This window comes from Maritimibacter fusiformis, assembly GCF_008086115.1.
Taxonomy (GTDB): domain Bacteria; phylum Pseudomonadota; class Alphaproteobacteria; order Rhodobacterales; family Rhodobacteraceae; genus Muriiphilus; species Muriiphilus fusiformis.
In genome coordinates, this window is record NZ_VSIY01000003.1 from 303,118 (window position 1) to 327,202 (window position 24,085).

At 65.8% G+C, this 24,085-nt stretch carries 24 protein-coding genes; 4 read left to right on the forward strand and 20 right to left on the reverse strand.

All coding sequences use genetic code 11. The annotated features are described in order from the left end of the window. Positions 1-48: 48 nt before the first annotated feature. The gene (locus FVF75_RS02210; RefSeq protein ID WP_148376108.1) at positions 49-807 is read left to right on the forward strand and encodes an alpha/beta fold hydrolase; all 759 of its coding nucleotides are present in this window, start codon (positions 49-51) and stop codon (positions 805-807) included. A 9-nt stretch (positions 808-816) separates the two neighbouring features. Here the strand turns inward: FVF75_RS02210 and FVF75_RS02215 are convergent, their stop codons facing one another. The 5 genes from FVF75_RS02215 to FVF75_RS02235 all read right to left on the reverse strand — a co-directional run bounded on the left by FVF75_RS02215 (position 817) and on the right by FVF75_RS02235 (position 4,821). After that, positions 817-1,128 (reverse strand): ETC complex I subunit, encoded by a 312-nt coding sequence (locus FVF75_RS02215; RefSeq protein WP_148376109.1) that lies wholly within the window; start codon positions 1,126-1,128, stop codon positions 817-819. A gap of 406 nt (positions 1,129-1,534) precedes the next feature. Further along, positions 1,535-2,476, reverse strand: coding sequence for a Hint domain-containing protein (locus FVF75_RS02220; protein ID WP_148376110.1), 942 nt, complete (start codon positions 2,474-2,476; stop codon positions 1,535-1,537). Continuing rightward, positions 2,476-2,994, reverse strand: coding sequence for a toxin-activating lysine-acyltransferase (locus FVF75_RS02225; RefSeq protein ID WP_148376111.1), 519 nt, complete (start codon positions 2,992-2,994; stop codon positions 2,476-2,478). The genes FVF75_RS02220 and FVF75_RS02225 overlap by 1 nt, the downstream gene beginning before the upstream one ends. Before the next feature lie 352 nt (positions 2,995-3,346). Continuing rightward, positions 3,347-3,745: a stealth conserved region 3 domain-containing protein gene (locus tag FVF75_RS17920; RefSeq protein ID WP_148376112.1), complete on the reverse strand. Its 399-nt coding sequence runs from the start codon at positions 3,743-3,745 to the stop codon at positions 3,347-3,349. After that, positions 3,733-4,821, reverse strand: coding sequence for a stealth family protein (locus FVF75_RS02235; RefSeq protein WP_148376113.1), 1,089 nt, complete (start codon positions 4,819-4,821; stop codon positions 3,733-3,735). Before FVF75_RS02235 ends, FVF75_RS17920 begins: the two co-directional genes overlap by 13 nt. A 769-nt stretch (positions 4,822-5,590) precedes the next feature. Between FVF75_RS02235 and uvrB the strand changes: the two genes are divergently transcribed. Next, entirely contained in the window at positions 5,591-7,744 is a 2,154-nt protein-coding gene (uvrB, locus tag FVF75_RS02240) for an excinuclease ABC subunit UvrB (RefSeq protein WP_148376114.1), read from the forward strand. 140 nt (positions 7,745-7,884) lie between these two features. Here uvrB and FVF75_RS02245 read toward each other — a convergent pair whose 3' ends face one another. The 8 genes from FVF75_RS02245 to FVF75_RS02280 form a co-directional block, all read right to left on the reverse strand. Continuing rightward, positions 7,885-8,280: a hypothetical protein gene (locus FVF75_RS02245; RefSeq protein WP_148376115.1), complete on the reverse strand. Its 396-nt coding sequence runs from the start codon at positions 8,278-8,280 to the stop codon at positions 7,885-7,887. A gap of 425 nt (positions 8,281-8,705) precedes the next feature. Continuing rightward, positions 8,706-9,026, reverse strand: a complete 321-nt coding sequence (locus tag FVF75_RS02250; protein ID WP_148376116.1) for an antibiotic biosynthesis monooxygenase family protein — start codon at positions 9,024-9,026, stop codon at positions 8,706-8,708. 84 nt (positions 9,027-9,110) lie between these two features. Continuing rightward, a complete protein-coding gene (locus tag FVF75_RS02255) occupies positions 9,111-9,518 on the reverse strand; it encodes a universal stress protein (RefSeq protein ID WP_148376117.1) in 408 nt (135 codons plus the stop codon). A gap of 78 nt (positions 9,519-9,596) precedes the next feature. Then, positions 9,597-10,853, reverse strand: coding sequence for a glycerate kinase type-2 family protein (locus FVF75_RS02260; RefSeq protein ID WP_148376118.1), 1,257 nt, complete (start codon positions 10,851-10,853; stop codon positions 9,597-9,599). Positions 10,854-10,862: 9 nt separating this feature from the next. Next, positions 10,863-12,128: an ABC transporter permease gene (locus FVF75_RS02265; protein ID WP_148376119.1), complete on the reverse strand. Its 1,266-nt coding sequence runs from the start codon at positions 12,126-12,128 to the stop codon at positions 10,863-10,865. After that, a complete protein-coding gene (locus FVF75_RS02270) occupies positions 12,125-13,267 on the reverse strand; it encodes an ABC transporter permease (RefSeq protein ID WP_148376120.1) in 1,143 nt (380 codons plus the stop codon). Before FVF75_RS02270 ends, FVF75_RS02265 begins: the two co-directional genes overlap by 4 nt. Next, entirely contained in the window at positions 13,264-14,787 is a 1,524-nt protein-coding gene (locus tag FVF75_RS02275; RefSeq protein WP_148376121.1) for an ABC transporter ATP-binding protein, read from the reverse strand. The genes FVF75_RS02270 and FVF75_RS02275 overlap by 4 nt, the downstream gene beginning before the upstream one ends. Before the next feature lie 68 nt (positions 14,788-14,855). Next, the gene (locus tag FVF75_RS02280; protein WP_148376122.1) at positions 14,856-15,884 is read right to left on the reverse strand and encodes a BMP family lipoprotein; all 1,029 of its coding nucleotides are present in this window, start codon (positions 15,882-15,884) and stop codon (positions 14,856-14,858) included. A gap of 265 nt (positions 15,885-16,149) precedes the next feature. Between FVF75_RS02280 and FVF75_RS02285 the strand changes: the two genes are divergently transcribed. Further along, positions 16,150-16,866 (forward strand): DUF5765 domain-containing protein, encoded by a 717-nt coding sequence (locus tag FVF75_RS02285; RefSeq protein ID WP_148376123.1) that lies wholly within the window; start codon positions 16,150-16,152, stop codon positions 16,864-16,866. Here FVF75_RS02285 and FVF75_RS02290 read toward each other — a convergent pair. Continuing rightward, positions 16,863-17,246: a c-type cytochrome gene (locus FVF75_RS02290; protein WP_148376124.1), complete on the reverse strand. Its 384-nt coding sequence runs from the start codon at positions 17,244-17,246 to the stop codon at positions 16,863-16,865. The genes FVF75_RS02285 and FVF75_RS02290 overlap by 4 nt on opposite strands. Before the next feature lie 101 nt (positions 17,247-17,347). On the opposite strand from FVF75_RS02290, the gene FVF75_RS02295 reads away from it, so the two are divergent. After that, positions 17,348-17,752, forward strand: coding sequence for a PaaI family thioesterase (locus tag FVF75_RS02295; protein WP_148376125.1), 405 nt, complete (start codon positions 17,348-17,350; stop codon positions 17,750-17,752). Between the two features lie 3 nt (positions 17,753-17,755). Here the strand turns inward: FVF75_RS02295 and FVF75_RS02300 are convergent, their stop codons facing one another. The 6 genes from FVF75_RS02300 to FVF75_RS02325 all read right to left on the reverse strand — a co-directional run bounded on the left by FVF75_RS02300 (position 17,756) and on the right by FVF75_RS02325 (position 24,066). Further along, positions 17,756-18,214 (reverse strand): L,D-transpeptidase, encoded by a 459-nt coding sequence (locus FVF75_RS02300; protein WP_148376126.1) that lies wholly within the window; start codon positions 18,212-18,214, stop codon positions 17,756-17,758. Position 18,215: 1 nt separating this feature from the next. Further along, complete coding sequence (locus tag FVF75_RS02305) at positions 18,216-18,656, reverse strand: L,D-transpeptidase (protein ID WP_148376127.1); 441 nt, start codon at positions 18,654-18,656, stop codon at positions 18,216-18,218. A gap of 101 nt (positions 18,657-18,757) precedes the next feature. Next, positions 18,758-19,441, reverse strand: coding sequence for an ABC transporter ATP-binding protein (locus FVF75_RS02310; RefSeq protein ID WP_148376128.1), 684 nt, complete (start codon positions 19,439-19,441; stop codon positions 18,758-18,760). Continuing rightward, positions 19,434-20,720 (reverse strand): lipoprotein-releasing ABC transporter permease subunit, encoded by a 1,287-nt coding sequence (locus FVF75_RS02315; RefSeq protein ID WP_148376129.1) that lies wholly within the window; start codon positions 20,718-20,720, stop codon positions 19,434-19,436. The genes FVF75_RS02310 and FVF75_RS02315 overlap by 8 nt, the downstream gene beginning before the upstream one ends. Before the next feature lie 405 nt (positions 20,721-21,125). Next, complete coding sequence (gene cueR / locus FVF75_RS02320) at positions 21,126-21,545, reverse strand: Cu(I)-responsive transcriptional regulator (RefSeq protein WP_148376130.1); 420 nt, start codon at positions 21,543-21,545, stop codon at positions 21,126-21,128. 13 nt (positions 21,546-21,558) lie between these two features. Beyond that, positions 21,559-24,066, reverse strand: coding sequence for a heavy metal translocating P-type ATPase (locus FVF75_RS02325; protein WP_148376131.1), 2,508 nt, complete (start codon positions 24,064-24,066; stop codon positions 21,559-21,561). Between the last annotated feature and the right edge of the window lie 19 nt (positions 24,067-24,085).

The window sequence follows — 24,085 nt, forward strand, 5'->3', positions numbered from 1 at the left end:
TAACCGCCCCCCCTTTCCGCCGCAACGCCCGGGGCTTATCTAGCCGGCATGCTCGCGACCCAGACATTCGGCGACGATGACCGCCGCCCGCCCATCCTGATCGTCCACGGCCTGTTCGGCTCGGGCCGCAACTGGGGCGTGATCGCCAAACGGCTGGCCGATGCCCGCCGCGTCGTCACCGTCGACATGCGCAACCACGGCGACAGTTTCCACGCCGACAGCCAGAGCTATGCCGACATGGCCGGCGACCTCGATCATGTGATCGCGGAGATCGGCGGGCGTGCCGACGTGATCGGGCATTCGATGGGCGGCAAGGCGGCGATGGTGCTGGCGCTGGAGCGGCCCGAACGGCTGCGCCGGTTGGTCGTCGCGGACATCGCCCCGGTCGCCTATGACCACAGCCAGTCGGGCCTGATCGCCGCGATGCAGCGCCTCGACCTTGGCCCGGTCGAGACCCGCGGCGATGCCGACCGGGCGCTCGCGGAGGATATCGAGACCGCTTCGGTGCGTGCCTTCCTGTTGCAATCGCTCGACGTGAAGGCGCGGCGCTGGCGGCTGAACCTCGAGGTGCTCGACCGCGAGATGACGCGAATCACCGGTTTCCCCGATGTTTCCGGCCAGTTCGACGGCCCGGCGCTGTTTCTGGCCGGGGCGCAGTCCGATTACGTCACGCCCGAGGCGCGGCCGAAGATCAAGGCATTGTTTCCAAACGCGAAACAGGCGAAGATCCCGGGTGCCGGTCATTGGCTGCACGCCGAGAAACCGCGCGAGTTCGAGGCCGCGGTGCGGGCGTTTCTGAACGGATAGGTGCGCGCTTCAGTGCGTCCAGGTGCCGCGGCGGTTCGGCGCGAAGTTCTCGCCATAGCCGCCGGGCCGGATGTTGAGCGCGCGCTTGTGCGGCTCGGTCACCACCGCGTCGATGCCGTTTTCCCTGGCGAAGGCCAGCGCGGCCTCCTTGGTGGCGAAGCGCAGCTTGACCTGCGCGCGGGTATCGTCCGAACTGGTCCAGCCCATCAGCGGGTCGATCTTGCGCGGCTCGCCGGCGACCTTTTCCAGAACCCATTGTTTCGTCCGGGCCTGGCCGGAGGTCATCGCGTTGCGGGCGGGCTTGTAGATACGGGCGCGCATCAGGCTCTCCTTGTGATCGCGGCTGTTATCGGAAAAGACCGGCGGCGGCGCAAGGGAAAAACCGGGGCTGCGACAGCCGGTCCGGGGGTGCTGGCGCACCGGTCGGAATGGGGGTTCGGGCGGCGATACGGCCCGGCCCATGCGGTTGCGCGCGTCACGGTCTGACGCCGGATGCGGCGCAGCGGCCCGATCGGAACGGGTGCAAGCACAGTCGACTGCCGGTCACCGGCGAGGGAGCGAGGGGTGGGGTGGGTGTTTCGCCAGGACCGGCAGCCTGTCTGCTGCTTGCCCCGTCAGACTAACGCGGGCGGGTCACCGGGTGCAACCGAAAATAACACTTAAGGTTGCGTGATTTAGTGAAACATCGCCGTTTAATTGCAAGGAATCGTTAACCGGTCGGCCCCGATCAGGCCGCCCGCTCGGTGCTGTCGGTCGCGGTCGCGGGCGCGGGGGCCAGAAGCGCGCCCAGCAGCCGCGCCTCGTGGCTTTTCAGCACCTCGCGCGCGGTGTCGCCATAGCGCCCGGGCAGGCTGCGCAACTCGGGAAACAGCGCCAGCACCTCGTCGCGCGTGGCCGCGTCGAACCCGTCCAGCCCGACACCGCCGGGATAGAAGCTCTCGGTCGCGCAATTCTGGCTGTAGACCGCCTGGTGGCGGTCGAACAGCAGGTGGAAATACTCGACCCGCGACACCTGGCCCCAGAGAATCGTGCGGTCGTTGATCAGGTGGCGGGCCGGCACCAGCACCTCGTCGCGCGCGAACAGAAGCTGGGTCGAGGCCCCGCCCAGAAGCAGCCGGTGCATCGGCGACACCGCAAGGTCGCGCGACGGGATGCCCGGCCCGAATGCCCCAGCGCGCAGCACCACCGGGCGCAGATCCGCATCCTGCGGCCCCAGATCCAGCCGGCGCGACCCGACCCAGCGGATCGGCTGCGGCCCGTCATCGCGGGTCAGCACCAGGTCGCCGGGCCGCAGGTCTTCGACCCGGCGCGGCCCGCGCGGCGTTTCGATCAGCGTGCCCCGGGTGAAACAGGGCGGCTCGTCGGTGCCCTGGATGGTGATGGTGACGGTCGAGGCGCCGCCGGTCGAATTGACGTTGAACACCTCGGTCAGCGTGTCGCCGGAATCGAGCGCCTGGATCGAGGGCTGGGCATTCAGCGCCCGATAGGACCAGACCCCGTCGCGGTTGATCGTCAGCGAGCCATAGGTGCCGGTGAAGGTGCCCGGCGTCCATGCGCCCGCGTCGGAGCCGAGCCAGAAGTTGATATCGCCCGTCGCGGTCAGATAGCCGCTGCCGGAGACCGCGACATCCTCGGTGACGGTGCCGGTGGAGGGGACCGGGACGCCCATCAGGCGGCCTCACCTACGAAGTGCACCGCTTCGACCAGCCCGCGCTGGCCCCGGGTCGCATCGCCCAGCACCACCTTGCGCAGGTTGCCGTCGCGGTCGAGCCGGGCAAACCGGAACGCCCCTTCGGGCGGATGGCGGGCGATGTGGCGGGCCACCTGGCGGCCATGGCCGAACGGCGCGATCAGGTCGAGAAACCACAGGTTCGGGCCGGCGGTCCATTCCGCCTCGCCCGGCAGCACCCGGTCGTGCAGCATCCGGTCGGCGGCCTCGTCGGTCAGCCGCGCCCAGATCAGGGCCGCCGCGGTGGCGCCGTTCTCATCCTCGAAAAACCGCACGCAGCCGTGATTGACGGCCGGAAAGAACAGCCCCGCCAGCACCGACCCGCGATAGCCCCGGTGCAGCGGGCAGAACCCGGCCAGAAAACACAGCTTGCCCAGCGCGAGCAGATGCTCGTCTGTCGGCCCTTTCGGGCGGGGTGCGGCCTGCGCCCCCTTTGCCTTCGCCTTTCTGCCCGACATCGTTGGCGATGCCCCTTTGTTTTAACGGCAAGGTCGCGCATCCCTGCCCCCAAGTCAACATGGCCCCAAGAGGCCCGCCACCGCCTGTGGCCGCGCGGCCATGTCCGGCCGCCCCTTGCATGAGAACAAAAAGGGGTCAATTTGGGGTTAACAGGAAAATGCCCCCCCAAAAAAAATTACCCCCCTGTAAGTCACTGATCTTATTGAGGTTAGCGTACCAATATAACTCCATCTTGGGTCGTATAGTATCAATGGGTTAACATAAGAGTATACGACACAAACTAAAATTCACCTCAAGGACTATCAGATCACGCGGTTCGAACCTGCCAAGCCCAAGGCATCGCCCTGAGCCCTACGCTCTTGGCCCCCAGAGCCCCCATCGCCAGAGGAGTGCCTGCGGCCCTCTTGTCAATTTCACAATCTTGCCATCACTCACTGGCAGAACTTTCTCCACGATCCCCATTGTGTCACGTTTGTTCTTCGCGGCTTTCTCGGTCTCGATTGTATCGTTCACACAAAACATCTGTGGACGGATCCAATCGTCCCGTAGAAGCCTGCGCGTCTTTGCCCTGCCTATCGGGACCTTGGTGTCAACATACGAGTACCGAATCGAACCGGGGACTGCACGTCCCAATGCAGCCGCATATTGTTGATATAGTGCGCCCGCAATGGAGAAATCATAGGGTGATCTGAATTTATTCGGTAAGGTCGCTTCCCATGCCTCGGGGAAGTCCTTTTCTAATTGAAACATGAGCGACCTGCTGGTGGCGTAAGCGGCATGCTGAAACTTCGAAAAGCAAACACGCCCAGCTTCTCCTGCAAGAGTCTGCGGTTGTTCAATCCGGCAAGGTTGACGGCAAGTTCTTCTTCTCCCGATGTTTCATGCGGTAGGCTCACGGCATTCGAATGAAACTGAAGGGATCGACCGTATTCATCAAAAAAATTGGCAGCGGACATCGCGCTTCCGAAAAGAACATCATCGTTCAAGTAAAGGTAATTCTCGCGCAGGCCTGGAATTCGATGCAGGTTTGCTTCGATTGCATGTGAATTGAACGTGGGTAAATGGTCTTTGTCTTGAAAAATATCGCGATGATCGACAATTGTAACATTATCCAGCAGGTCTCCAAGCACATGCGGAATTTGTCGATCAGTCACAACGTAGATGTTGCCGAGATCAACAAAGTATCGCAGCGCCGATCGTACTGAAAAAAGGAGTTCTTCATGCGATTCGTATCGGGTGGCATGATTCGAGTCGGCTGTAGTTGACTGTCGCCCCACTTGCATTTCGGATTCTTGCTTTCGTGCCTTCCACTCTGGATCTTTGCCGTCGACCCAAGTATATACTAGATCGATTTTCCGGAGATTCGCGGCCTGTTCAACCAAGGCGTCCGCGTTACCCAGGATTGGCAGATCGACACCAAGAAAAGACACCCTCCTCAACGAGGAGAGATACGTTGTTGACGCCTCGCTCTCGACACCAGCATGCTTGCTCGACCAAACGTCTTTTTGCGAATTGTATGCACAGAATGCAATTTCAACGCCGGAGGCAGCACCATGCACCACGACCCCATTATGTGCGTGCTTTTGGTACGCGATTGCATGATTCGCCAATTTACTAAATGGCCACAGTGTTGTTCGTTCACCCTCTATCAGCGTAAATACCCGGATATCCAGGTCAAACAGTTGCCTCAGCAGCGCTATTCTTTGAGCTTTATCGCCACAAAACCAGACTGTGGGACGCGGTGACATCACATAATCCGCCAAATAGATTTTCGCGCCGATATCCTCTGCGGTTCTAGCTAGGGCCCGGATCACCGGGGCTTGCATGTCTCGAACGGTCTGCAATTCTTTTCCTTCATGCGGACAATTTCAAACTTAATCTAACAGACAACTCAGGAAGCGTTACGGAGAACAGTCTGATTGCTGTCAGGTGGACCGGTAGCGTCGACTTCTTATTCACGGCTAGCTGTAACTTTTCATCAATGGTCCGGGGAGGCGCGTTGCCGTATCAGGAACTTCCCGAATATGGCCACTGTTCGTCGAACTTGGCAAGTCATATGGGCTATGTTGATGGCGCGGACGCCAAGTCCCCGCGGGGGCGCAACGGTCAGCGCATTGTCGTATGAAGCCCCGACATTCCCGACTGACGGGCGAATTTGGCTTCTGCCTTTCCAAGGTATTGGATACATTAGCGGTTCATCGACAGATCTGGTGGATACAAGTTGATAATGTCGATTTCAATTCTCATAATCGGGGTGGTTGCTGCCCTCTCCCAAGGTGGTGTAACTTCACGCTTTGAACGTCTCGCAGGCATGAACAACTGCCACGGCACCTGTCCTTCGCAACGTCGCCATCCGGCTCCCGGTATCACTCGTTGTGCACTGGGAAACGCAAGCAATTGAAACCATCTTGTTGGTCTAGGCATTGGCAGCGGCGCAGGAACGATTCGATCCGGACCGCAAGCTGTCCAGCAAAGGACAACGAAGTGAACGATATTGATCCGTGGGGCAGTTGTTGCACTTCGTGTTACAAGGCTGCGATTACTATAATTGAAATAATGACTTATTTTTGATTTGGCAGGCAACAGGAGAATCTCATGCCCGACGCCCCCCTGACCCAGCCGATCCCCGCCAAGCCCAAGCTCGAAGGCGGCAAACGCTTCGTGATGCACACCACCTTTTCGCCCTCGGGCGACCAGCCCACCGCCATCGCCGAGTTGGCGGCCGGCGTGCGGGCCGGCGAACAGGACCAGGTGCTGCTGGGCGCCACAGGCACCGGCAAGACCTTCACCATGGCCAAGGTGATCGAGGAAACCCAGCGCCCGGCGATCATCCTGGCCCCGAACAAGACGCTGGCGGCGCAGCTTTATGGCGAGTTCAAGAGCTTCTTTCCCGAAAACGCGGTCGAGTATTTCGTGTCCTACTACGATTACTACCAGCCCGAGGCCTACGTGGCGCGCACCGATACCTTCATCGAGAAGGAAAGCCAGATCAACGAACAGATCGACCGGATGCGCCACTCGGCCACCCGCGCGCTCTTGGAGCGCGACGACGTGATCATCGTCGCCTCGGTGTCGTGCATCTACGGCATCGGCAGCCCCGAGACCTACGTGGCGATGACCCAGGATCTCGAGGTCGGCAAGGACTACAACCAGCGCACGGTGATGAAAGACCTCGTCGCCCAGCAATACAAGCGAAACGACAACGCCTTCGCGCGGGGTTCCTTCCGGGTGCGCGGCGACTCGCTCGAGATCTGGCCCAGCCACCTCGAGGATCGCGGCTGGCGGCTGTCGTTCTTCGGTGAAGAGCTTGAGGCGATCACCGAGTTCGACACGCTGACGGGCGCGAAAACCGACACGCTCGACAAGGTGCGGGTCTATGCCAATTCGCATTACGTGACGCCGACGCCGACGCTGAAACAGGCCATCGCCGGCATCAAGGCCGAGCTTGCGCTGCGTCTCAAGCAGTTCGAGGAGGATGGAAAGCTGCTGGAGGCCCAACGGCTTGAGCAGCGCACGCGGTTCGACCTCGAGATGCTGGAGGCGGCCGGGTTCTGCAGCGGGATCGAGAACTATTCGCGCTACCTGACCGGCCGCGCGCCGGGCGAGCCGCCGCCGACGCTGTTCGAATACATCCCCGACAACGCGCTGGTCTTTGCCGACGAGTCCCACGTCTCGGTGCCGCAGATCGGCGGCATGTATCGTGGCGACTACCGGCGCAAGTTCACGCTGGCCGAACACGGCTTCCGCCTGCCCTCGTGCATGGACAACCGGCCCCTGAAGTTCGAGGAATGGGACGCGATGCGGCCGCAGTCGATATTCGTCTCCGCCACCCCCGGCCCGTGGGAGCTGGACCGCACCGGCGGCGTTTTCACCGAACAGGTGATCCGCCCCACCGGCCTGATCGACCCCGAGGTGGAAATCCGCCCGGTGGAAATGCAGGTCGACGACCTGCTGGACGAGGTGCGCAAGGTCGCCGCCCGTGGCATGCGCACGCTGGTCACCACGCTGACCAAGCGCATGGCCGAGGACCTGACCGAATACATGCACGAACAGGGCATCCGCGTGCGCTACATGCATTCGGACATCGACACGATCGAGCGCATCGAGATCCTGCGTGACCTGCGGCTTGGGGCGTTCGACGTGCTGGTGGGCATCAACCTGCTGCGCGAGGGGCTGGATATTCCCGAATGCGGGCTGGTGGCGATCCTCGATGCCGACAAGGAGGGCTTCCTGCGCTCGGAAACCTCGCTGATCCAGACCATCGGACGGGCGGCACGCAACGCGGAAGGTCGGGTGATCATGTATGCCGACCGCATCACCGGCTCGATGGAGCGCGCGCTGGCCGAAACCGACCGCCGCCGCGCCCGCCAGATCGCCTATAACGAAGAACACGGCATCACGCCGGAGACCATTCGCAAGAACGTCGATGACGTGCTGTCGGGCCTCTACGAGGGCGACACCGACATGAGCCGGGTGACGGCGAAAGTCGATAAAGTGATGGTCGGGGCCAATCTGCAGGCCCATCTGGACGCGCTGAGGTCGGATATGCGCAAGGCCGCCGAAAACCTGGAGTTCGAGGAAGCGGCCCGCCTGCGCGACGAGGTGCACCGGCTGGAGGCCGTGGAACTGGCGATTGCCGACGACCCGCTGGCGCGGCAATCGGCGGTGGAGGCGGCGTCAGAGGGGAAGGTGCGGGGGCGGTCCACGGCGGGGAGGCCGGGGCAGAGGGCTGGACGGGGGAAGAGGTGACATATCCAGAGGGCAGCGCCCGGACCGAGGGGTGGGCGAGAAGCGCCCGCCCCGTGGGGGCGGTCCGGGCGCTGCCCGGCGGTGCCGGGCGGGGGGGGGGGTGCGCCCCAGGAACAGGGCGTTTGGTGAACTGCTTGGTTTCACTCAGTGAGAGAACGAACGAAGCACTCAAGTTGAATATCCTCTCGGCGCGTCAAGACGCGCTGGGGCAGATTTGCCGTCTTCATCATTTCGTCGTATTCCTTCTGGGACAGCGAGTTGAAGTAGGCATCGCCAACACATTGGCACTGCCGCTCAATTTCGTCCTCGGACAATTTCAAGCCTTGGGACTGAATTTGATTTCGAATGGCGATTTGGCAGGTTTCCGCATGGCCCGCTTTCAAACTCAAGATCAATTTAGGCGATATTATCTCTTGGGAGTTTTCGCGCTCGTAACGTGCGACGGTGAAGAATGAAATGGCGAAGAATGCTGCTGAGATCACGAATACCGTCATCCAGATATCGAGAAAACTGGAACTACGTTTGAAGAGTTTCATCAAGCTTGCGACAAGTAAGGCAATCACGAAAGGAACAGTAGTGCTACCCAAAGCGATGAAGAACGGTGCCCAAGTATCAGTTCCGCCATTGGTTATGGCGTTCTAACCTTCTTTATAGACATTCAGATAGCCAAATACCGCGGTGGCCAAAATCACCGGCAATACGAGCCTCAAAATGAGATCTCTCATGATCCACTCCCGCCCCCAACCACGCCAAGTCTGGTGCCCGCAACCTACGCCGGTCGATGGTTACGATCAATGCTATGGCACTATAGACCCTCCTTCGCGCCCGGACCGAGGGTGGGCGCACTTCGCGCCCGCGTCGTGCCGGAGGCACGCCTCTGGCGTGACGGGCGGGTCGGTCGCGAACCGGATCGCTACGCGATCCGGGTTGGCATCCCTACCCCGGCCCTGCTCGGTAACCCTCACCCCGAGGTCATCACCACGTCATACATCACCGGCTCGAACCCCCGGCTGAGGTCGTTGAACTTGCGGCTGTAGGCCCGCATCTCGTCCGAGCGCAGCATGGCCTGGAAATCCTCGCGGGTTTTCCACTGGGTATAGTTCGCCACCCGCGTCTGGGCGTCGTTGACGTGGATCGCGGCGCCGATGAAGCCGGGCTGTTTCGAGACGAAATCGTTGCAGGCCACCTGCAACTCGTCCAGCAGGTCCTGACAGGTGCCCGGTGTCACCTCGAAGGTGGTGATGACAGTCTGAAGTTTGGCGTCCTTGGTGATCGTGGGCATGGCGGCCTCCGTTGCTGACGTTCCTAGCCTAGCACCCGCCGCGCCCGCGTCAAAACCCCTGCGCGGGCCCGGCAGATCGCCGCGTCAGCGCACCACGTGGACCGAGCACGGCGCGTGGCGCACCACGCGGGCGGCGGTCGAGCCGAGGAACCAGTCCTGGAACCCCGGGCGGTGCGAGGCGATGACGATGCAGTCGGTCTTGTTGGCCTCGGCATAGTCGACGATGGAATGGCCGGCGTGGCCCTCGATCACCACGATCTTGATCGCGGGATGGTCCGACAGGGTCTTGGCCAGCGATGCCTCGATCTCGCGGATGTTGTCGGCGATCTGGTTCTCCGGCAGGTATTGCGCGACGTAGGAGGGGATTTCCTCGATCACGTGCAGCGCCGTGATGGTCGCATCCGTGCCCGCGATCGCCTCGGCGATCTCGATCGAACGGTTGGTGTCGCGGCCCTGGTCGAAGGCCACCGGAACGAGGATATTCTGATACATGGCACGCGCTCCCGCTGTGAATTCGCTGTCAGTGTCCCCCCTTTGCGCCGGAAGATCAATGACCTGCATCAACACCGCTCAGCGGATCAGGAGCGCGCGAAAGTCGTTCACGTTGGTGCCGGTCGGGCCGGGCGAGAACAGGTCGTCGAGCGCGGCAAAGGCCGACCAGGCGTCGTTCGCCGCCAGCAGCGCCGCCGGATCATGGCCCATTTCGCGCAGCCGCGCCACGGTCGTGCCATCGGCAAAGGCGCCGGCGTTGTCCTCGCTGCCGTCGATCCCGTCGGTGTCGGCGGCCAGCGCGGCGATGCCCTCGACCCCCTCGATCCCCCGGGCCAGCGACAGCAGGAACTCGGTGTTGCGCCCGCCCCGGCCCTTGCCCTTCACGGTCACGCTGGTCTCGCCGCCCGACAGGATCACCACGGGGCGGGCGAAGGGGCGGTTCCTGGTGGCCACCTCGCGGGCGATGGCGGCATGCACGCGGGCGACCTCGCGGGCCTCGCCCTCGATCGCATCCGACAGGATCGCGGCGGGCAGGCCCTCGGCGCGGGCCAGGTCGGCGGCGGCCTCCAGCGCATGCGCCGCCGAGGCGATCACGGTGACGCTGTTGTGCGCAAAGGCCGGGTCTTGCGGCGTCGGGCCGGGGGTGGCGGCGATATGGGCGGTCATGTGCGCCGGCAGGTCGATGCCGTAGGCCTCGATTGCTGCCATCGCGGCCTCGGGGCCGGTGTCGTCGGGCACCGTGGGGCCGGAGGCGACCTGCGCCGGGTCGTCGCCCGGCACGTCCGAGACGATCAGCGTCACCACCCGCGCGGGCGACGCCGCCAGCGCCAGCCGCCCGCCCTTGATCCGCGAGAAATGCTTGCGCACCGCGTTCATCGCCGAGATCGGCGCGCCCGACGACAGCAGCGCCCGGTTCAGCGCCTGTTCATCCGCCAGCCCGAAGCCGGTGGGCGGCGCCGGCAGAAGCGCCGAGCCGCCGCCGGTGATCAGCGCCACCACCAGATCGTCGGCGGTCAGCCCCGCCACCGCGTCAAGCAGCGCCTCGCCCGCTGCCATTCCCGCCTCGTCCGGCACCGGATGCGCCGCCTCGATCACCTTCAGGTGCCGGGTCGCGCAGCCATAGCCCGCACGGGTGACGATCACGCCCTCGACCGGGTCGCCCCACAGGTCTTCGAACGCCGCGCCCAGTTGGGCCGCGCCCTTGCCCGCGCCGATCACCACGGTGCGGCCCCTGGGCCGGTCCGGCAGGTGACCTGCAAGCGCCCTGGCCGGGTCGACGGCGGCAATGGCCGCGTCGAACAGCCGGGTCAGCAAGGCGCGGTCGGCCTCGGTCATCGGGGCGGTCTATTCCTTCACGTAGGGCTTGCCGTCCGCCGCCGGGGCGCGCGCCTTGCCGATCAGCCCGGCCACCACGATGATAGTGGCGATATAGGGCGCCATGGCCAGGAATTCGGACGGGATCGGGGTGTTGAGAAGCGCGAGCTTCTGTTGCAGCGAATCGGCAAAGCCGAAGATCAGCGCCGCCGACAGCGCACCGACCGGGTGCCAGCGCCCGAAGATCATCGCCGCCAGCCCGATGAAGCCGCGCCCGCCGGTCATGTTCTCGTCGAACCGCCCGACCGAGCCCAGCGTGAACCACGCCCCGCCGAACCCCGCCACCATGCCGCCCAGCGTGACGTGGACATAGCGCGTCCAGTAGACATCGACGCCCAGCGTATCGGCGGCGCGCGGATGCTCGCCCACCGCGCGGGCGCGCAGCCCGCCCTTGGTGTGGAACAGGTAATAGGTCGCCACCGCCACCAGTATCAGCGCGCCGTAGACGAACAGGTTCTGGTTGAACAGCATCGGCCCGATCACCGGGATGTCGCCCAGAAGCGGGATCTTCCACGCCCGGAACACCGGGGCGTTGTTCAGGCTGCGCACCTCGGCGAAGACCTGCGAACTGACGTAACTGGTCAGGCCCAGCACGAAGAGGTTTATCACCACGCCCGCGATGATCTGGTCCATTCGGAAGGTCACGACAAGGGCGGCGAGGATCAGGCCAAAGCTGCCCCCTACCAGCACGGCGGCCACAAGGCCGCCCCAGCCGCCCAGCAGCGAGCCGATCAGCGCGCCGGTAAAGGCCCCGGCCAGCAACATCCCCTCGATCGCGATGTTGACCACCGCGACCCGTTCGCAAAGCACGCCCGCAAGCCCGCCCAGCGCGATGGGCACGGCGCGCACCATGGTGGCCTGCAACATGCCGGTCAGCGAAAAGCTCTTGTCGGCGGTGGCCCAGACCAGGAAGGCCATGACCAGGATGGCCAGCCCGACGCCCAGCGAGATCGAGGTCCAGCGCACCCCGCCGCGCAGGAACTGGCGCACGCCGAGGAACGCCAGAAGCGCGGCGGCGACCAGGTTGAACGGCTGTCCGGGCACCACGAGGTCGCCCAGCACGATGGCATCGCGCGGCCGCGACAGCTTGAAGGTCGCCACCTGCCCCGCGCCCACGTCGAGCACGAACAGCACCAAGAGCGCCAGCGCGATCAGCACGCCGCCCACGATGCGGGCCTGGCGCGCCTTGCCGGTGGCGATCTTTTCGGAGGTGGTATCGGTGGTCACGGCGCTCATACCTCGCTCCCCCCTTTGGATTTCCTGGCAAAGCCCCACGGGAAGATCGCGCGCACCAAGAGCGGGGCCGCGATGAACACGATGATCAGCGCCTGGATGATCGCGATCAGGTCGATGGACACGCCCGCGTCGACCTGCATCTGGCGCCCGCCCGCCTCGAGCCCGCCAAAGAGGATGCCGGCGAACAGGATGCCCAGGGGGTGCGAGCGGCCCAGAAGCGCCACCGCGATGGCGTCAAAGCCGATGTCGGCCGAGAACCCCGGCGAGGCGCGGCCCAGTACGCCCAGCACCTGGCTGGCCCCGGCCAGACCCGCAAGCGCGCCCGCCGTGCCCATCGCGGCGACGATCACCAGCCCGGATTTCATCCCGGCATAGCGCGCCGCATGCGGGTTCTCGCCCGAGGCGCGGAAGGCAAAGCCGATCTTGGAGCGAAACAGGATCCACCACACCAGCACCACCGCCGCCAGCATCACGAACAGCCCGGCATGCAGGCGCAGGTTGGGGTCGAGCCAGTCAAGCAGGCGCGGCAGTTGCGCGGCATCGGGAACCGATTTCGAGATCGGGTCGGCCCGGCCCTCTTTCTGGATGTAGGGCTGGCGCAAGAGGTAGTCGAGCAGCTTGAACGAGATCAGGTTGAGCATGATCGTGGTGATCACCTCATGCGCCCCGGTCGCGGCCTTGAGCGCACCTGCGATGGCGGCGTAAAGCCCGCCCACGATGGCCCCGGCCAGCAGCGACAGCGGCATCAGCACCGCGAACGGCAGGGAGTGGAAGGTGAAGCCGAAGATCACCGCCGCCGTGCCGCCCAGCAGCACCTGCCCCTCGGCGCCGATGTTGAACAGCCCGGCGCGAAAGCCGAGGCCAAGCCCCAGCCCCGCCAGCACCAGCGGGATCGCCGCCGTCAGGGTCTCGGACAGCGCGTTGACCGACCCCAGCGAGCCCTTGGCCAGCGCCACGAAGCTCTTGCCGATGGTGGCGATGTCCACCCCGGTCGCCAGCATCACCAGCATGCCGAAGATCAGCGCCACCACCACCGCGAACACCGGCACCACCACCAGGTCTTCGAATTCCGAACGCCCACGCGCGGTGCGCGCCAGCAGGCTGCGCATCTGTTCGTTGATGCTTGAAAGGTCGCTCATGCCGCTGCCCCCTCGGTCGCGCCGGCCATGGCAAGGCCGATGGCGTTGCGGTCGGCCTTGCCGCCGGTGTTGTCGAACTCGGCCACGATGCGGCCGTCGAACATCACCAGGATGCGGTCCGACAGGCCCATGATCTCGTCCAGCTCGGACGAGACGATCAGCACGCCGTCGCCCTCGTCCCGCGCCTCGATCAGGCGCGAGTGGATGTATTCGATCGAGCCGACATCCAGCCCCCGCGTCGGCTGGCTGGCGATCACCAGCTTGGTCTGGCGTTCAAGTTCGCGCGCGACCACCATCTTCTGCTGGTTGCCGCCCGACAGGTTGCCGGCGGGCAGGAACACCGAGGGCGTGCGCACGTCGAAATCGACGCAATACTTGGCGGCGGTCTTGTGCACCGTGGGCCAGTCGATCGCCATGCCCTTGGAATAGGGTTTCTCGTAGTAGGAGTTCAGCACCATGTTCTCGGCGATGGTGAAGCTCGACACCATGCCGGACTTGTGCCGGTCCTCGGGAATATGCGCCATGCCCTCGCTGTGGCGCTGGCGCACCGAGAAATGCGTGATGTCCTTGCCGTCGAAGACGATCTTGCCCGAGGCGGCCCGGGCCAGCCCGGTGATCGCCTCGACCAGCGCGCTCTGGCCGTTGCCCTGAACGCCCGCGATGCCGACCACCTCGCCGGATTTCACCACCATGTTCAGGTGATCCACCGCGATCTCGTCGTTGTCGCGCAGCACCACCAGGTCGGAGACCTCAAGCATCGGGCGGCCCGGTTCGGCCACTGTCTTGTCGACGGTGAAGCTGACCGGGCGGCCCACCATCATCTCGGCCAGGTCGGCCTCGGTCAGGGTCTTGGGGTCGCCCTCGCCGACGATGCGGCCCTGGCGCATGACGCTGACGCGGTCGGACACCTCGAGGATTTCGTGCAGCTTGTGGGTGATGAAGACGATCGCCTTGCCGGCCTCCTTGAGCGAGCGCACGATGCCGAAGAACTCCTCGACCTCCTGCGGCGTGAGCACCGCCGTGGGCTCGTCGAGGATCAGCACGTCGGCCTGGCGAAACAGCACCTTGAGGATCTCGACGCGCTGCTGGATGCCGACCGGCAGGTCTTCGATCAACGTGTCGGCGGGGACGTGCAGACCGTAAAGCTGGTTGATCTCGTCGACCTGGGCGCGGGCGCGCTTGAGGTCGAGATAGCCGAGCCGGCCCGTGGGTTCGACCCCCAGCACCACGTTCTCGGCCACGGTAAAGACCGGAACCAGCATGAAATGCTGGTGCACCATGCCGATGCCGGCCTCGATGCCGTCGCCCGGCCCCTGGAACACCACCGGCTTGCCGTCGATCAGGATCTCGCCTTCGTCTGGGGAATACAGCCCCGACAGGATGTTCATCATGGTGGATTTGCCGGCGCCGTTTTCACCAAGCAAACCAAGCACTTCACCGCCCCTGATGGTCAGGTTCACGCCATCGTTGGCGACCACGGAACCGAAACGCTTGGTGATGCCGCGCAGTTCGACGTCCATCAGCTCGCCCCTCCCCAATCGGACAGAAACCCGCCGCCGGGGGCAACCGGCGGCGGGCAGAAGTCGGCTTACATGCCGATCTTGATCGAACCGTCGATGATGCCGGCCTTGATCTCGTCAAGCTCGGCCTGCAGTTCGGCCGGCACCGCACCCTCGAAGGTGTGGTAGGGCGCCAGGCTGACACCGTCGTTCTCCAGCGTGCCGACGATGACGCCGCCCTCGAAGGTGTCGTTCATGGCGGCTTCGATGACCTCCTGCACGGTCGAATCCATGCGCTTGAGCACCGAGGTCAGGTAGACATGCGCCTTTTCCGGGTCGGTCAGCGCCTGGTCGGCGTCGACGCCGATGATCTTGAGCTCGTCCGTGCCAAGCTCGTCGGCCAGCGCCGCAGACCCCAGACCCACAGGGCCGGCCACCGGCATCACGATGTCGGCGCCCTCGTCATAGAGGTTCTGGGCAAAGGCCCGGCCATCGTCGAGGCTGTCGAAGTTGCCGGTGAACAGGCCTTCCTTGGTCTCGGGGTTCCAGCCCAGCACGGTCACGTCGGTGCCGTGCTTTTCGTTGTAGTAGTTGGCGCCGTGCACCATGCCGTCCATGAACACCGTCACCGGCGGGATGTTGATGCCGCCGAAGGTGCCCAGCACGCCGGTCTCGGTCATGCCGGCGGCGAGATAGCCGGCGAGGAACGCCGCCTGCTCGGTCGCGAACACCTGGCCGATGACGTTCGGGATCGCCGGGTCATAGGCAAAGTCGACGATCGAGAATTTCTGGTCGGGGTTGGCCTTGGCCGCCGCCGCGGTGGCGTCGCCCATCAGGAAGCCGACGGTCACGATCACGTCGCAGCCACCGCCCATCAGCGAGTTGAGGTTGGCCTCGTAATCGCTCTCGGCCTGGGATTCGAGGAAGCGCCCTTCGATGCCGTGGGCCTCGATCGCGTCCTGCACACCCTTCCATGCGGTCTGGTTGAAGCCGGCATCGTCGATGCCGCCGGTGTCGGTCACCTGGCAGGCGGTAAAGGCCGAAGCGGCCGTCACCGACCCGGCAAGCAGCGCCGCGGCAAGACCGGTGCCGGTGGCAAATTTCGAAAGAACCGTCATGTAAACCTCCATGTCACGCCGTGCCCCGACGTCGGGCGCGGCCGGTTAAGGAGCCGCGAACAAAGGGAAACGCACCTGAATGCGGCGATTCCCCCAGCGGCCATGCGAAACCTTAGCACGCACCTTGGCAAGGGTCGCGACAGATTTTTTTGTCCGAATGATCGAATTTTCGCAGGGTCCGCCGCCGCCGGTTGCCCTTGACGCGGCGGCACCCTGCCCCGATGCTGGCGGTCACCGAACAATCGGCCGCCCCCGGAAGGATGTCATGTGCTGGAGTGAGAGCGCCACGCTGGCCATGGTCGGACTGGGCGCGGCGGCAACCCTGGTCTCGGCCCGAAACGGCAGCCCGCGCGCGGTGCCGGTGACGCTGGGATATTTCACCGTCATGGAGGCGCTGCAGGCCGGCGGCTACATGGTGATCGACCAGTGCGACCTGGTGCCGAACCGGGTGGTCACGGCGCTGAGTTTCTTTCACATCACGCTGCAACCGATCATCATCAACCTGTTCCTGCTGGCGCTGGTCGGACCGCATGTCACGCGCCGGATGCGCCGCGGCGTGCTCGTCGCCGCCGGGGTCGCCTCGGTGATCGTGGCGCTCCGGCTGGTGCCGTTCGACTGGGCCGGGCCGTGCCGCGACGGGATGAGCCTGTGCGGGCCGGGCTGGTGCACCGTGACCGGCACCTGGCACCTGGGCTGGACGATGCCGCTCAATGACATGTGGACGGCGATCTGGGGCGAATGGATGCAGGGCCATCTGCCGTTCCCGGCCTATTTCGCGGCGGTGTTCGGGCTGCCTGTGCTCTACGGCGCCTGGCGGTTCGCGCTGTTTCACCTGGTGCTGGGGCCGGTGCTGGCGATGCTGCTGACCGACGACCCGAACGAGATGCCGGCGATCTGGTGCCTGTTCTCGGTCGGGCTGGTGCTGACGGCGCTGGTGCCGCCGGTGCGCCGGGCGATGTTCCCGCGCGCCGTCGCGGCCTAGCCCTTCTGCACCCCTTCGAGATACTGCGCCAGCAGGATCAGCGACAGCGGCGTCGGGGTCGGCGTGCCGTCGGGGTCGGTCCAGGTCTCGATCGGGCTGGCGATCAGCGCGCCGAACTCGGGCATCGGGCCGTGGGTGGCATCGCGGGAATAGCCGTCGATGGTCGACATCGCGTAACGCGCCGGGAAGGTGCCGCCGTGGCGTGCGGCCAGCGTGGTCAGATCGGGTGCGCCAAGCCCGGCATCCCCGGTGGCATCGGCGCCGTGGCAACTGGCGCAGTATTCGCCATACAGCCCGGCCCCGGTCATCGGCGCCTCTTCGACGCAGCCCGCCAGCCCGGCCAGCGCCGCACCGGCGATCAGGATTGCCCGTGGTTTCATGTCGCCCCTCCTTGTTGTTTTGCCGCAGACTAGCGCATTCCCCTGCCCGACGCCAAGCGCCAGCGCTTGCACCCGCCCGCGTCGCGGCGCAATGTCGCCGCATGGACATAGAAACCGCAACACGCTGGCTTGACGACCATTTCACCGACTGGGTGCGCGCGCTGGATATCCGGGTCGACGATGTCGCCTGCACCGGCGCCGTGCTGTCGATGCCGGTCACCAATGCGATCAAGCGCTCGGGCGGCATCGCCGCCGGGCCCGCCCTGACCGCGCTGACCGATACCGCGATGGTGGTCGCCTGCGCCGGTCACAACCGGGGCTTTCGCCCGGTCGCCACGGTCACGCTCGACACCCAGTTCCTGCGCCCGGCGTCGGGCGAGCGGATCAGCTGCACCGCCACCATCCTGCGCGCCGGACGCTCGCTGATCTTCCTGCGCGCGGCCCTGACCGAAGAGCCGTCGGGCAAGGACGTGGCCCATGCCACCGCCACCTTCGCGGTGCAGTAGAGGTCAGGGCTGAACGGTGATGAGGGTGGCGGATTTGCCCGCCGCCTCGACCATCGCATAGAAGGTCCGGGCATGATCGGGGTGCAGGCGCACGCAGCCGTGCGACACCGGGCGCCCCAGGCTCGCGATCTCGTAGGTGCCGTGTATCCCGATGTTTCCGTTGAAGAACACCGACCACGGCATCGGCGCGTCGTCGTAAAGCGACGAGCGGTGGTTGGGCGACAGCATGGTGGGGTGAAAGCGCCCCGTGGGCGTAGGATAGCCCGCGCGCCCGGTCGAGACTGGCCAGACATGGGTTTCCACCCGCCCGCCCGCGCGGCGCGTGACCGTCACCGCCTGGTCCGACAGGTCGATCACCGCCTCGACGCGGTCAGGCTGGGGCGCGGGCGCGGCGCTTTCCGGCACCTCGGTGCAGGCCGCCGCAAGAACGACCAGCACCAGCGCACCAAGCGCGGCGCGCATCCTAGTCCTGGACGATGATGTAGGTGTCCTGCTTGTCCGTGGCATAGACCATCTCATAGAGCACGCGTGCGTTTTCCGGCGACAGGCGCACGCATCCGGCCGAGGCCGGACGGCCCAGCGCGCCGGTGGAATAGGTTCCATGTATGGCGTAGTTGCCGGAATAGAAGATCGCGAACGGCATCGGCGCATCGTCATAGAGCGACGATTTGTGATCGCGGCTGAACCACTCCGGCTGGTAGGTGCCGCGCGGCGTGATCTTGCCCGCCCGCGCGGTCGAGACCGGCCAGGTATGCAGCCGCCGCCCGCCGCGCATCACCACCATGCGCTGTTCGGACACGTCGACCTTGATCACGATATGGTCGGTGCGCCCGGCGGAAGAAAACCGCTCGCTCGCATCGGCGCCGGTGGCAGCCAGCACGCCCGCGGCGAGAAAAAAAGACATGGAAATACGTTTGGCGAATCCACCCATGGTTCAGACATCCTTGTTACCCCGCCGCCCAGACTAGGGGCCGGGCAGCCGGGTGCAAGTCTGCCAGGGAAATCCTAACCTTCGGTGACCAGCCCGTTGTCCAGCCGCAACACCCGGTCCATCCGCGCGGCGAGGCCAAGGTTGTGGGTGGCGATGAGCGCCGACAGCCCGGTGTCGCGCACCAGGTCCATCAGGGCGGCAAACACCCGGTCCGAGGTCTCGGGATCGAGGTTGCCGGTCGGCTCGTCGGCCAGAAGCAGCGCCGGGCCATTGGCCAGCGCCCGGCAGAAGGCGACGCGCTGCTGTTCGCCCCCCGACATCTCGGCGGGGCGGTGATCGGCGCGCGGGCCGACACCGACCCGGTCGAGCAGCGCCATCGCGCGTTCGCGTGCCGCCCCCTGCCCCACGCCGTTGGCAAGCTGCGGCAGGATGACGTTCTCGACCGCCGAGAATTCGGGCAGGAGGTGGTGAAACTGGTAGATGAAGCCGACATGCTCGCGCCGCATCGCGGTGCGGGTCTGATCGCCCGCGTCGGTCATGTCCTGACCGCAGATCCTGACCCGCCCCGCATCGGGCGTGTCGAGCAGCCCGGCGATATGCAGGAGCGTCGACTTGCCCGCGCCGGAGGGTGCGACCAGCGCCACGACCTCGCCGGGCGCCAGCACCAGGCTTGCCCCGCGCAGCACGTTGACCTCGCCGGGCAGACCCCGGTTGAAGTGCTTTTCCACACCGTCGAGCGCCAGCACCGGTTCACTCATAGCGCAGCGCCTCGACCGGGTTCATCCGCGCGGCGCGTCGGGCCGGGAAGATCGTGACCAGAAAACTGAGGGTGAGCGACAGCGCCACCGCCGACAGCACGTCGCCCAGCTCCAGCTTGGCCGGCAGCCGGTAGATGCCGCGCACCGACGGGTCCCACACCCCGCCGCCGGAAATGGCGTCGACCAGCGCGAAGATCGGGTCGATGTAGATCGCAAAGAGACAGCCCACGACGACCCCCGCCGCCGTGCCGACCAGCCCGGTGAGCGAGCCGCAGAGGAAGAATATCCGCAGCACCGAGCCTTCGGTCAGCCCCATCGTGCGCAGGATGCCGATGTCGCGGCCCTTGTTCTTGACCAGCATGATCAGCCCGGAAATGATGTTCATCGAGGCGATCAGCACGAGGACGGACAGGATGATGAACATCACGTTGTCCTCCATGTCGAGCGCCCGCAGGAAAGCCCCGGAACTGTCGCGCCAGGTCCAGACCGCCGCATTCGGCCCGGCGGCGGACAGGATCGGGCCCAGCCGCGCCTCGACATGCTCGGGATCGTCCAGCATCACCTCGATCTCGTCGGCGCTGCCTTCCTTGTTGAAAAAGCTCTGCGCCTCGTCGAACGGCAGGTAGACGCGGGTGCGGTCGATGTCCCAGCGTCCGGCGGTGAAGATATAGACCACCTCGTAGGCGTTCACCCGCGGCGTGGTGCCGAAGGCGGTCTTGACCCCGTTGGGCGAGATGATCCGGATCTTGTCACCGACCCCGACGCCAAGATCGCGCGCCACGCCCGAGCCGATGGCGATGCCGCGTTCATAGGCCGAGATGTCGCCGGTGAACGCCTCCGGCTCGGCGATGCGCGGGATGGTGAGCAGGTCTTGGTAGCGCAGGCCGAACACCTCGACCCCGGCGTTGGTGTCGCCCCGGTTGGCCATCACCTGGCCCTTGATCAGGGGTGCAGCCCGGGTGACGCCCTCGACCGCGGCGATGCGCGCGGCCCAGTCGTCATAGTCGGCGATCGCGCGGCTGGGATTGCCGGCCGCGTCGATGACCACCCGCGAATAGACGGTGACATGGGCATTGGCACCCAGGATGGTATCGACGAACTCGCCGCGAAAGCCGGTGCGCACGGCAAGCGTGATGATCAGCGCGGCCACGGCCAGCGTGATGCCAATGAGCGAAATCCAGGTCATCACGCTGACGCCGCCCTCGGCGCGGCGCGCGCGCAGGTAGCGCCAGGCGATGATCCATTCGAAACGGGCAAAGGGGGCGGTGCGGTTGGCCACGGGCTCTCCGGTCAGGATTCGGCGCGAAAGTGGGCCGGGGCGGGCCGAAGGTCAAGCCGGTGCGGCCGGCGGACCAACGCCGAACGCCCCGCGCGGGAGTTTCCCGGCAGGGTGTCTGCGTTCTCATCGCTCACATACTCACAAGGGGTAAAGTGGCGGGCCCGCCTTGGGGCAAGTGTTCCTTCGCCGGGCGCAGAGCCTCGCCTGCACCTTCATCAGGTGGTCTTAGGTGTCCCGGCTGCCTCTTGTCCGGTTTTGATATGCCGGGGTCGAGACACGGATACCACTTTCGTGCACGGGAAGCGTTATCGCAGGAAAAGGTTAACGGGCGCGAAACCCTGCGTGCGTTGCCTCGGCGTGCCTTCCCCAGACAGCGCAGGCATTGCCGCGTTCTTGCACGGTGGTCTAACCGCGGTCATCCGGGCGGTCGGTTTCCGCCGGCGGCGCTGCGAGGTCGGCGAGGATCGGGCAGTCGGGCCGGTGGTCGCCGGCGCAGGCATCGACCAGGCGCGCGAGTGTTGCGCGCATCTCGGTCAGTTCCGTGATCTTGCGGTCGATCTCGGCCAGGTGGCCCTCGGCGATCTGCTTGACCTCGGCGCTGGTGCGGTGGTCGTCCTCGTAGAGCTTGAGCAGGTTGCGGCAATCCTCGATGCTGAACCCGAGCGCGCGGGCGCGGCCCAGAAAGGCCAGCATGTGCACGTCGCGCTCTCTAAAGCTGCGATAGCCGTTGGCGCTGCGCAGGGGCTTTACCAGCCCGATATCCTCGTAATAGCGGATCGTCTTGGCCGGAAGGCCGGACCGGATCGCCACATCTCCGATGTTCATGGTCATATCCTCCTCATTCGGCCGGGGCGGCGGACAGCGTGGCGACCGGGCGCAGCTTTTCCGCCTCGTCCATCGCGGGGCGGACCCGGCGCAGGCGCAGCGCGTTGGTCAGCACGAAGACCGAGGACAGCGCCATCGCGCCCGCGGCCAGAACCGGCGACAGCAACAGGCCGAACACCGGATAGAGAACGCCCGCCGCCACCGGGATCAAGGCGACGTTGTAGCCGAAGGCCCAAAACAGGTTCTGCCGGATGTTGCGCATCGTGCGGGTCGAGACCTCGAAGGCGTTGACCACGCCGCGCAGATCGCCCGACATCAGCACCACGTCGGCGGATTCGATCGCCACGTCGGTGCCGGTGCCGATGGCGATGCCGACATCGGCATGGGCCAGCGCCGGGGCGTCGTTGATCCCGTCCCCGACGAAGGCGACGCGCTTTCCGCCCGCGCGCAGTTCATCGAGCGCCGCGACCTTGCCATCGGGCAAAACTCCGGCGATGACGTGGTCGATGCCGGTCTCATTGGCGATCGCGTCCGCAGTCTCGCGCTTGTCGCCGGTGATCATCGCGACCTTGAGCCCGAGATCGTGCAGCGCGCGGATCGCCGCCGCGCTGGCGGGTTTCACCGGGTCGGACACCGCGATCACCGCGGCCACGCGCCCGTCGACGGCGGCGAACAGCGCGGTGCGGCCCTGTTCGGCCAGACGCCGTTCCGCATCGGCCAGCGCGCCGATATCGAGCCCCTCGCGGGTCATCAGGCGATCCGCCCCGACCAGAACCTCGCGACCCGCCACCGTGGCGCGCACGCCGTGCCCGGTGATCGACTCGAAGCCTTCGACCTCATGGCGCGGCGCCTTCTCCGCGCGGGCGGCGCGCACGATGGCGTCGGCGATGGGGTGTTCGGACTGCGCCTCGACCGCCGCCACCAGCCCCAGCACCTCGGCCCGCTCGAAGCCTTCGGCCAGAACCATGTCGGTCAGTTCCGGGCGGCCCTCGGTGACGGTGCCGGTCTTGTCGACTGCCACGACATCGACGCCGGTCAGTTGCTGCAGCGCGTCGCCCTTGCGAAACAGCACGCCCATCTCGGCGGCCCGTCCGGTGCCGACCATGATCGAGGTCGGTGTGGCCAGCCCCATCGCGCAGGGGCAGGCGATGATCAGCACCGACACGCCCGCGACGAGCGCATAGGAGAGAACCGGGGACGGCCCGACCAGCAGCCAGACGATCACGGTCAGCACGGCCACCGCCATGACGGCGGGCACGAACCACAGCGTGATCCGGTCCACCATGCCCTGAATCGGCAGCTTGGCGCCCTGCGCCTCTTCGACCATGCGGATGATCTGGGCCAGGGTGGTATCGGCGCCGACGCGGGTGGCGCGGAACTGGAACGATCCGGTGCCGTTGACCGTGCCGCCGGTGACAGGATCGCCCGCATCCTTGGACACGGGCACCGGTTCGCCGGTGATCATGCTTTCGTCGACATGGCTGCCGCCGTCGGTCACCTCGCCGTCCACGGCGATCCGCTCGCCGGGGCGCACGACAAGGATGTCGCCGGTGCGAATCCGTTCGATGGGCACGTCCTGCGGCTCGCCGTCCACCAGAACCCGCGCGGTGCGGGCCTGCAGGCCAAGGAGTTTCTGGATCGCGGCGCCGGTGCGGCCCTTGGCGCGCGCCTCCATCCAGCGGCCCAGAAGGATCAGCACCACGATCACCGCGGCGGCCTCGAAATAGACGGCGCGCGAGGTTTCGGGCAGCAGCGCGGGCGCGAACAGCGCCACGACGGAATAGAGATAGGCGGCCGAGGTGCCGACCGCGACAAGGCTGTTCATGTCCGGCGCACCCTTGAAGAGCGCCGGAAAGCCCTTGGTATAGAAGGCGCGGCCCGGCCAGACCAGCACGATGGTGGTCAGCACGAACTGGATCATCCAACTGGTGTCGTGGCCGATGGTGCGACCGATCAGATCATGCGCCCCTGGCACCAGATGCGCCCCCATTTCCAGAACGAACACCGGCAGGGCGAAGGCCGCCGCCAGCGCGGTCTTGCGCGCCATCTCCCGCGCCTCGCCTTGCTTGCGGGCGCTGCGATCCTCGGTCAGCGTGTCCTCTGCCGGCTCGGCCGGATAGCCCGCGTCCGCCGCCGCCTTGAGCAGGTCGGCCAGCTCCACCGCGCCTTCGGCAAAGGTGACGGTGGCGGTTTCGGAGGCGAGGTTGACGTTCACATCCACGACGCCCGGCACCGCCTCGAGCGCCTTGTCGACGCGCCCGACACAGGAGGCGCAGGACATCGATTCCACGTTCAGCCGCACGCTTTGGGTCCGCGCCGGATAGCCGGCCTTGTCGAGCGTCGCGATCATTTCCGAGACCCGCCCCGGCCCGTCGATCTGCGCTTGCGCCGTTTCACTGGCGAGGTTCACGCCGACCTCGCTGACCCCCTCGAGCGCCGACAGGGCCCGCTCGACCCGCCCGACGCAGGAGGCGCAGGTCATGTTCTGCACGGACATTCGGATGGTTTGCGCGGCTGGCATGGGTGTCTCCCTCGGTTGC

What these genes read in the sequence shown, in the direction of transcription:
- FVF75_RS02210 (WP_148376108.1), top strand. Translation starts at nt 49, where the DNA reads ATGCTCGCGACCCAGACATTCGGCGACGATGACCGCCGCCCGCCCATC.
- FVF75_RS02215 (WP_148376109.1), bottom strand. Translation starts at nt 1,128, where the DNA reads ATGCGCGCCCGTATCTACAAGCCCGCCCGCAACGCGATGACCTCCGGC.
- FVF75_RS02220 (WP_148376110.1), bottom strand. Translation starts at nt 2,476, where the DNA reads ATGGGCGTCCCGGTCCCCTCCACCGGCACCGTCACCGAGGATGTCGCG.
- FVF75_RS02225 (WP_148376111.1), bottom strand. Translation starts at nt 2,994, where the DNA reads ATGTCGGGCAGAAAGGCGAAGGCAAAGGGGGCGCAGGCCGCACCCCGC.
- FVF75_RS17920 (WP_148376112.1), bottom strand. Translation starts at nt 3,745, where the DNA reads ATGTTTCAATTAGAAAAGGACTTCCCCGAGGCATGGGAAGCGACCTTA.
- FVF75_RS02235 (WP_148376113.1), bottom strand. Translation starts at nt 4,821, where the DNA reads ATGCAAGCCCCGGTGATCCGGGCCCTAGCTAGAACCGCAGAGGATATC.
- uvrB (WP_148376114.1), top strand. Translation starts at nt 5,591, where the DNA reads ATGCCCGACGCCCCCCTGACCCAGCCGATCCCCGCCAAGCCCAAGCTC.
- FVF75_RS02245 (WP_148376115.1), bottom strand. Translation starts at nt 8,280, where the DNA reads ATGAAACTCTTCAAACGTAGTTCCAGTTTTCTCGATATCTGGATGACG.
- FVF75_RS02250 (WP_148376116.1), bottom strand. Translation starts at nt 9,026, where the DNA reads ATGCCCACGATCACCAAGGACGCCAAACTTCAGACTGTCATCACCACC.
- FVF75_RS02255 (WP_148376117.1), bottom strand. Translation starts at nt 9,518, where the DNA reads ATGTATCAGAATATCCTCGTTCCGGTGGCCTTCGACCAGGGCCGCGAC.
- FVF75_RS02260 (WP_148376118.1), bottom strand. Translation starts at nt 10,853, where the DNA reads ATGACCGAGGCCGACCGCGCCTTGCTGACCCGGCTGTTCGACGCGGCC.
- FVF75_RS02265 (WP_148376119.1), bottom strand. Translation starts at nt 12,128, where the DNA reads ATGAGCGCCGTGACCACCGATACCACCTCCGAAAAGATCGCCACCGGC.
- FVF75_RS02270 (WP_148376120.1), bottom strand. Translation starts at nt 13,267, where the DNA reads ATGAGCGACCTTTCAAGCATCAACGAACAGATGCGCAGCCTGCTGGCG.
- FVF75_RS02275 (WP_148376121.1), bottom strand. Translation starts at nt 14,787, where the DNA reads ATGGACGTCGAACTGCGCGGCATCACCAAGCGTTTCGGTTCCGTGGTC.
- FVF75_RS02280 (WP_148376122.1), bottom strand. Translation starts at nt 15,884, where the DNA reads ATGACGGTTCTTTCGAAATTTGCCACCGGCACCGGTCTTGCCGCGGCG.
- FVF75_RS02285 (WP_148376123.1), top strand. Translation starts at nt 16,150, where the DNA reads ATGTGCTGGAGTGAGAGCGCCACGCTGGCCATGGTCGGACTGGGCGCG.
- FVF75_RS02290 (WP_148376124.1), bottom strand. Translation starts at nt 17,246, where the DNA reads ATGAAACCACGGGCAATCCTGATCGCCGGTGCGGCGCTGGCCGGGCTG.
- FVF75_RS02295 (WP_148376125.1), top strand. Translation starts at nt 17,348, where the DNA reads ATGGACATAGAAACCGCAACACGCTGGCTTGACGACCATTTCACCGAC.
- FVF75_RS02300 (WP_148376126.1), bottom strand. Translation starts at nt 18,214, where the DNA reads ATGCGCGCCGCGCTTGGTGCGCTGGTGCTGGTCGTTCTTGCGGCGGCC.
- FVF75_RS02305 (WP_148376127.1), bottom strand. Translation starts at nt 18,656, where the DNA reads ATGTCTTTTTTTCTCGCCGCGGGCGTGCTGGCTGCCACCGGCGCCGAT.
- FVF75_RS02310 (WP_148376128.1), bottom strand. Translation starts at nt 19,441, where the DNA reads ATGAGTGAACCGGTGCTGGCGCTCGACGGTGTGGAAAAGCACTTCAAC.
- cueR (WP_148376130.1), bottom strand. Translation starts at nt 21,545, where the DNA reads ATGAACATCGGAGATGTGGCGATCCGGTCCGGCCTTCCGGCCAAGACG.
- FVF75_RS02325 (WP_148376131.1), bottom strand. Translation starts at nt 24,066, where the DNA reads ATGCCAGCCGCGCAAACCATCCGAATGTCCGTGCAGAACATGACCTGC.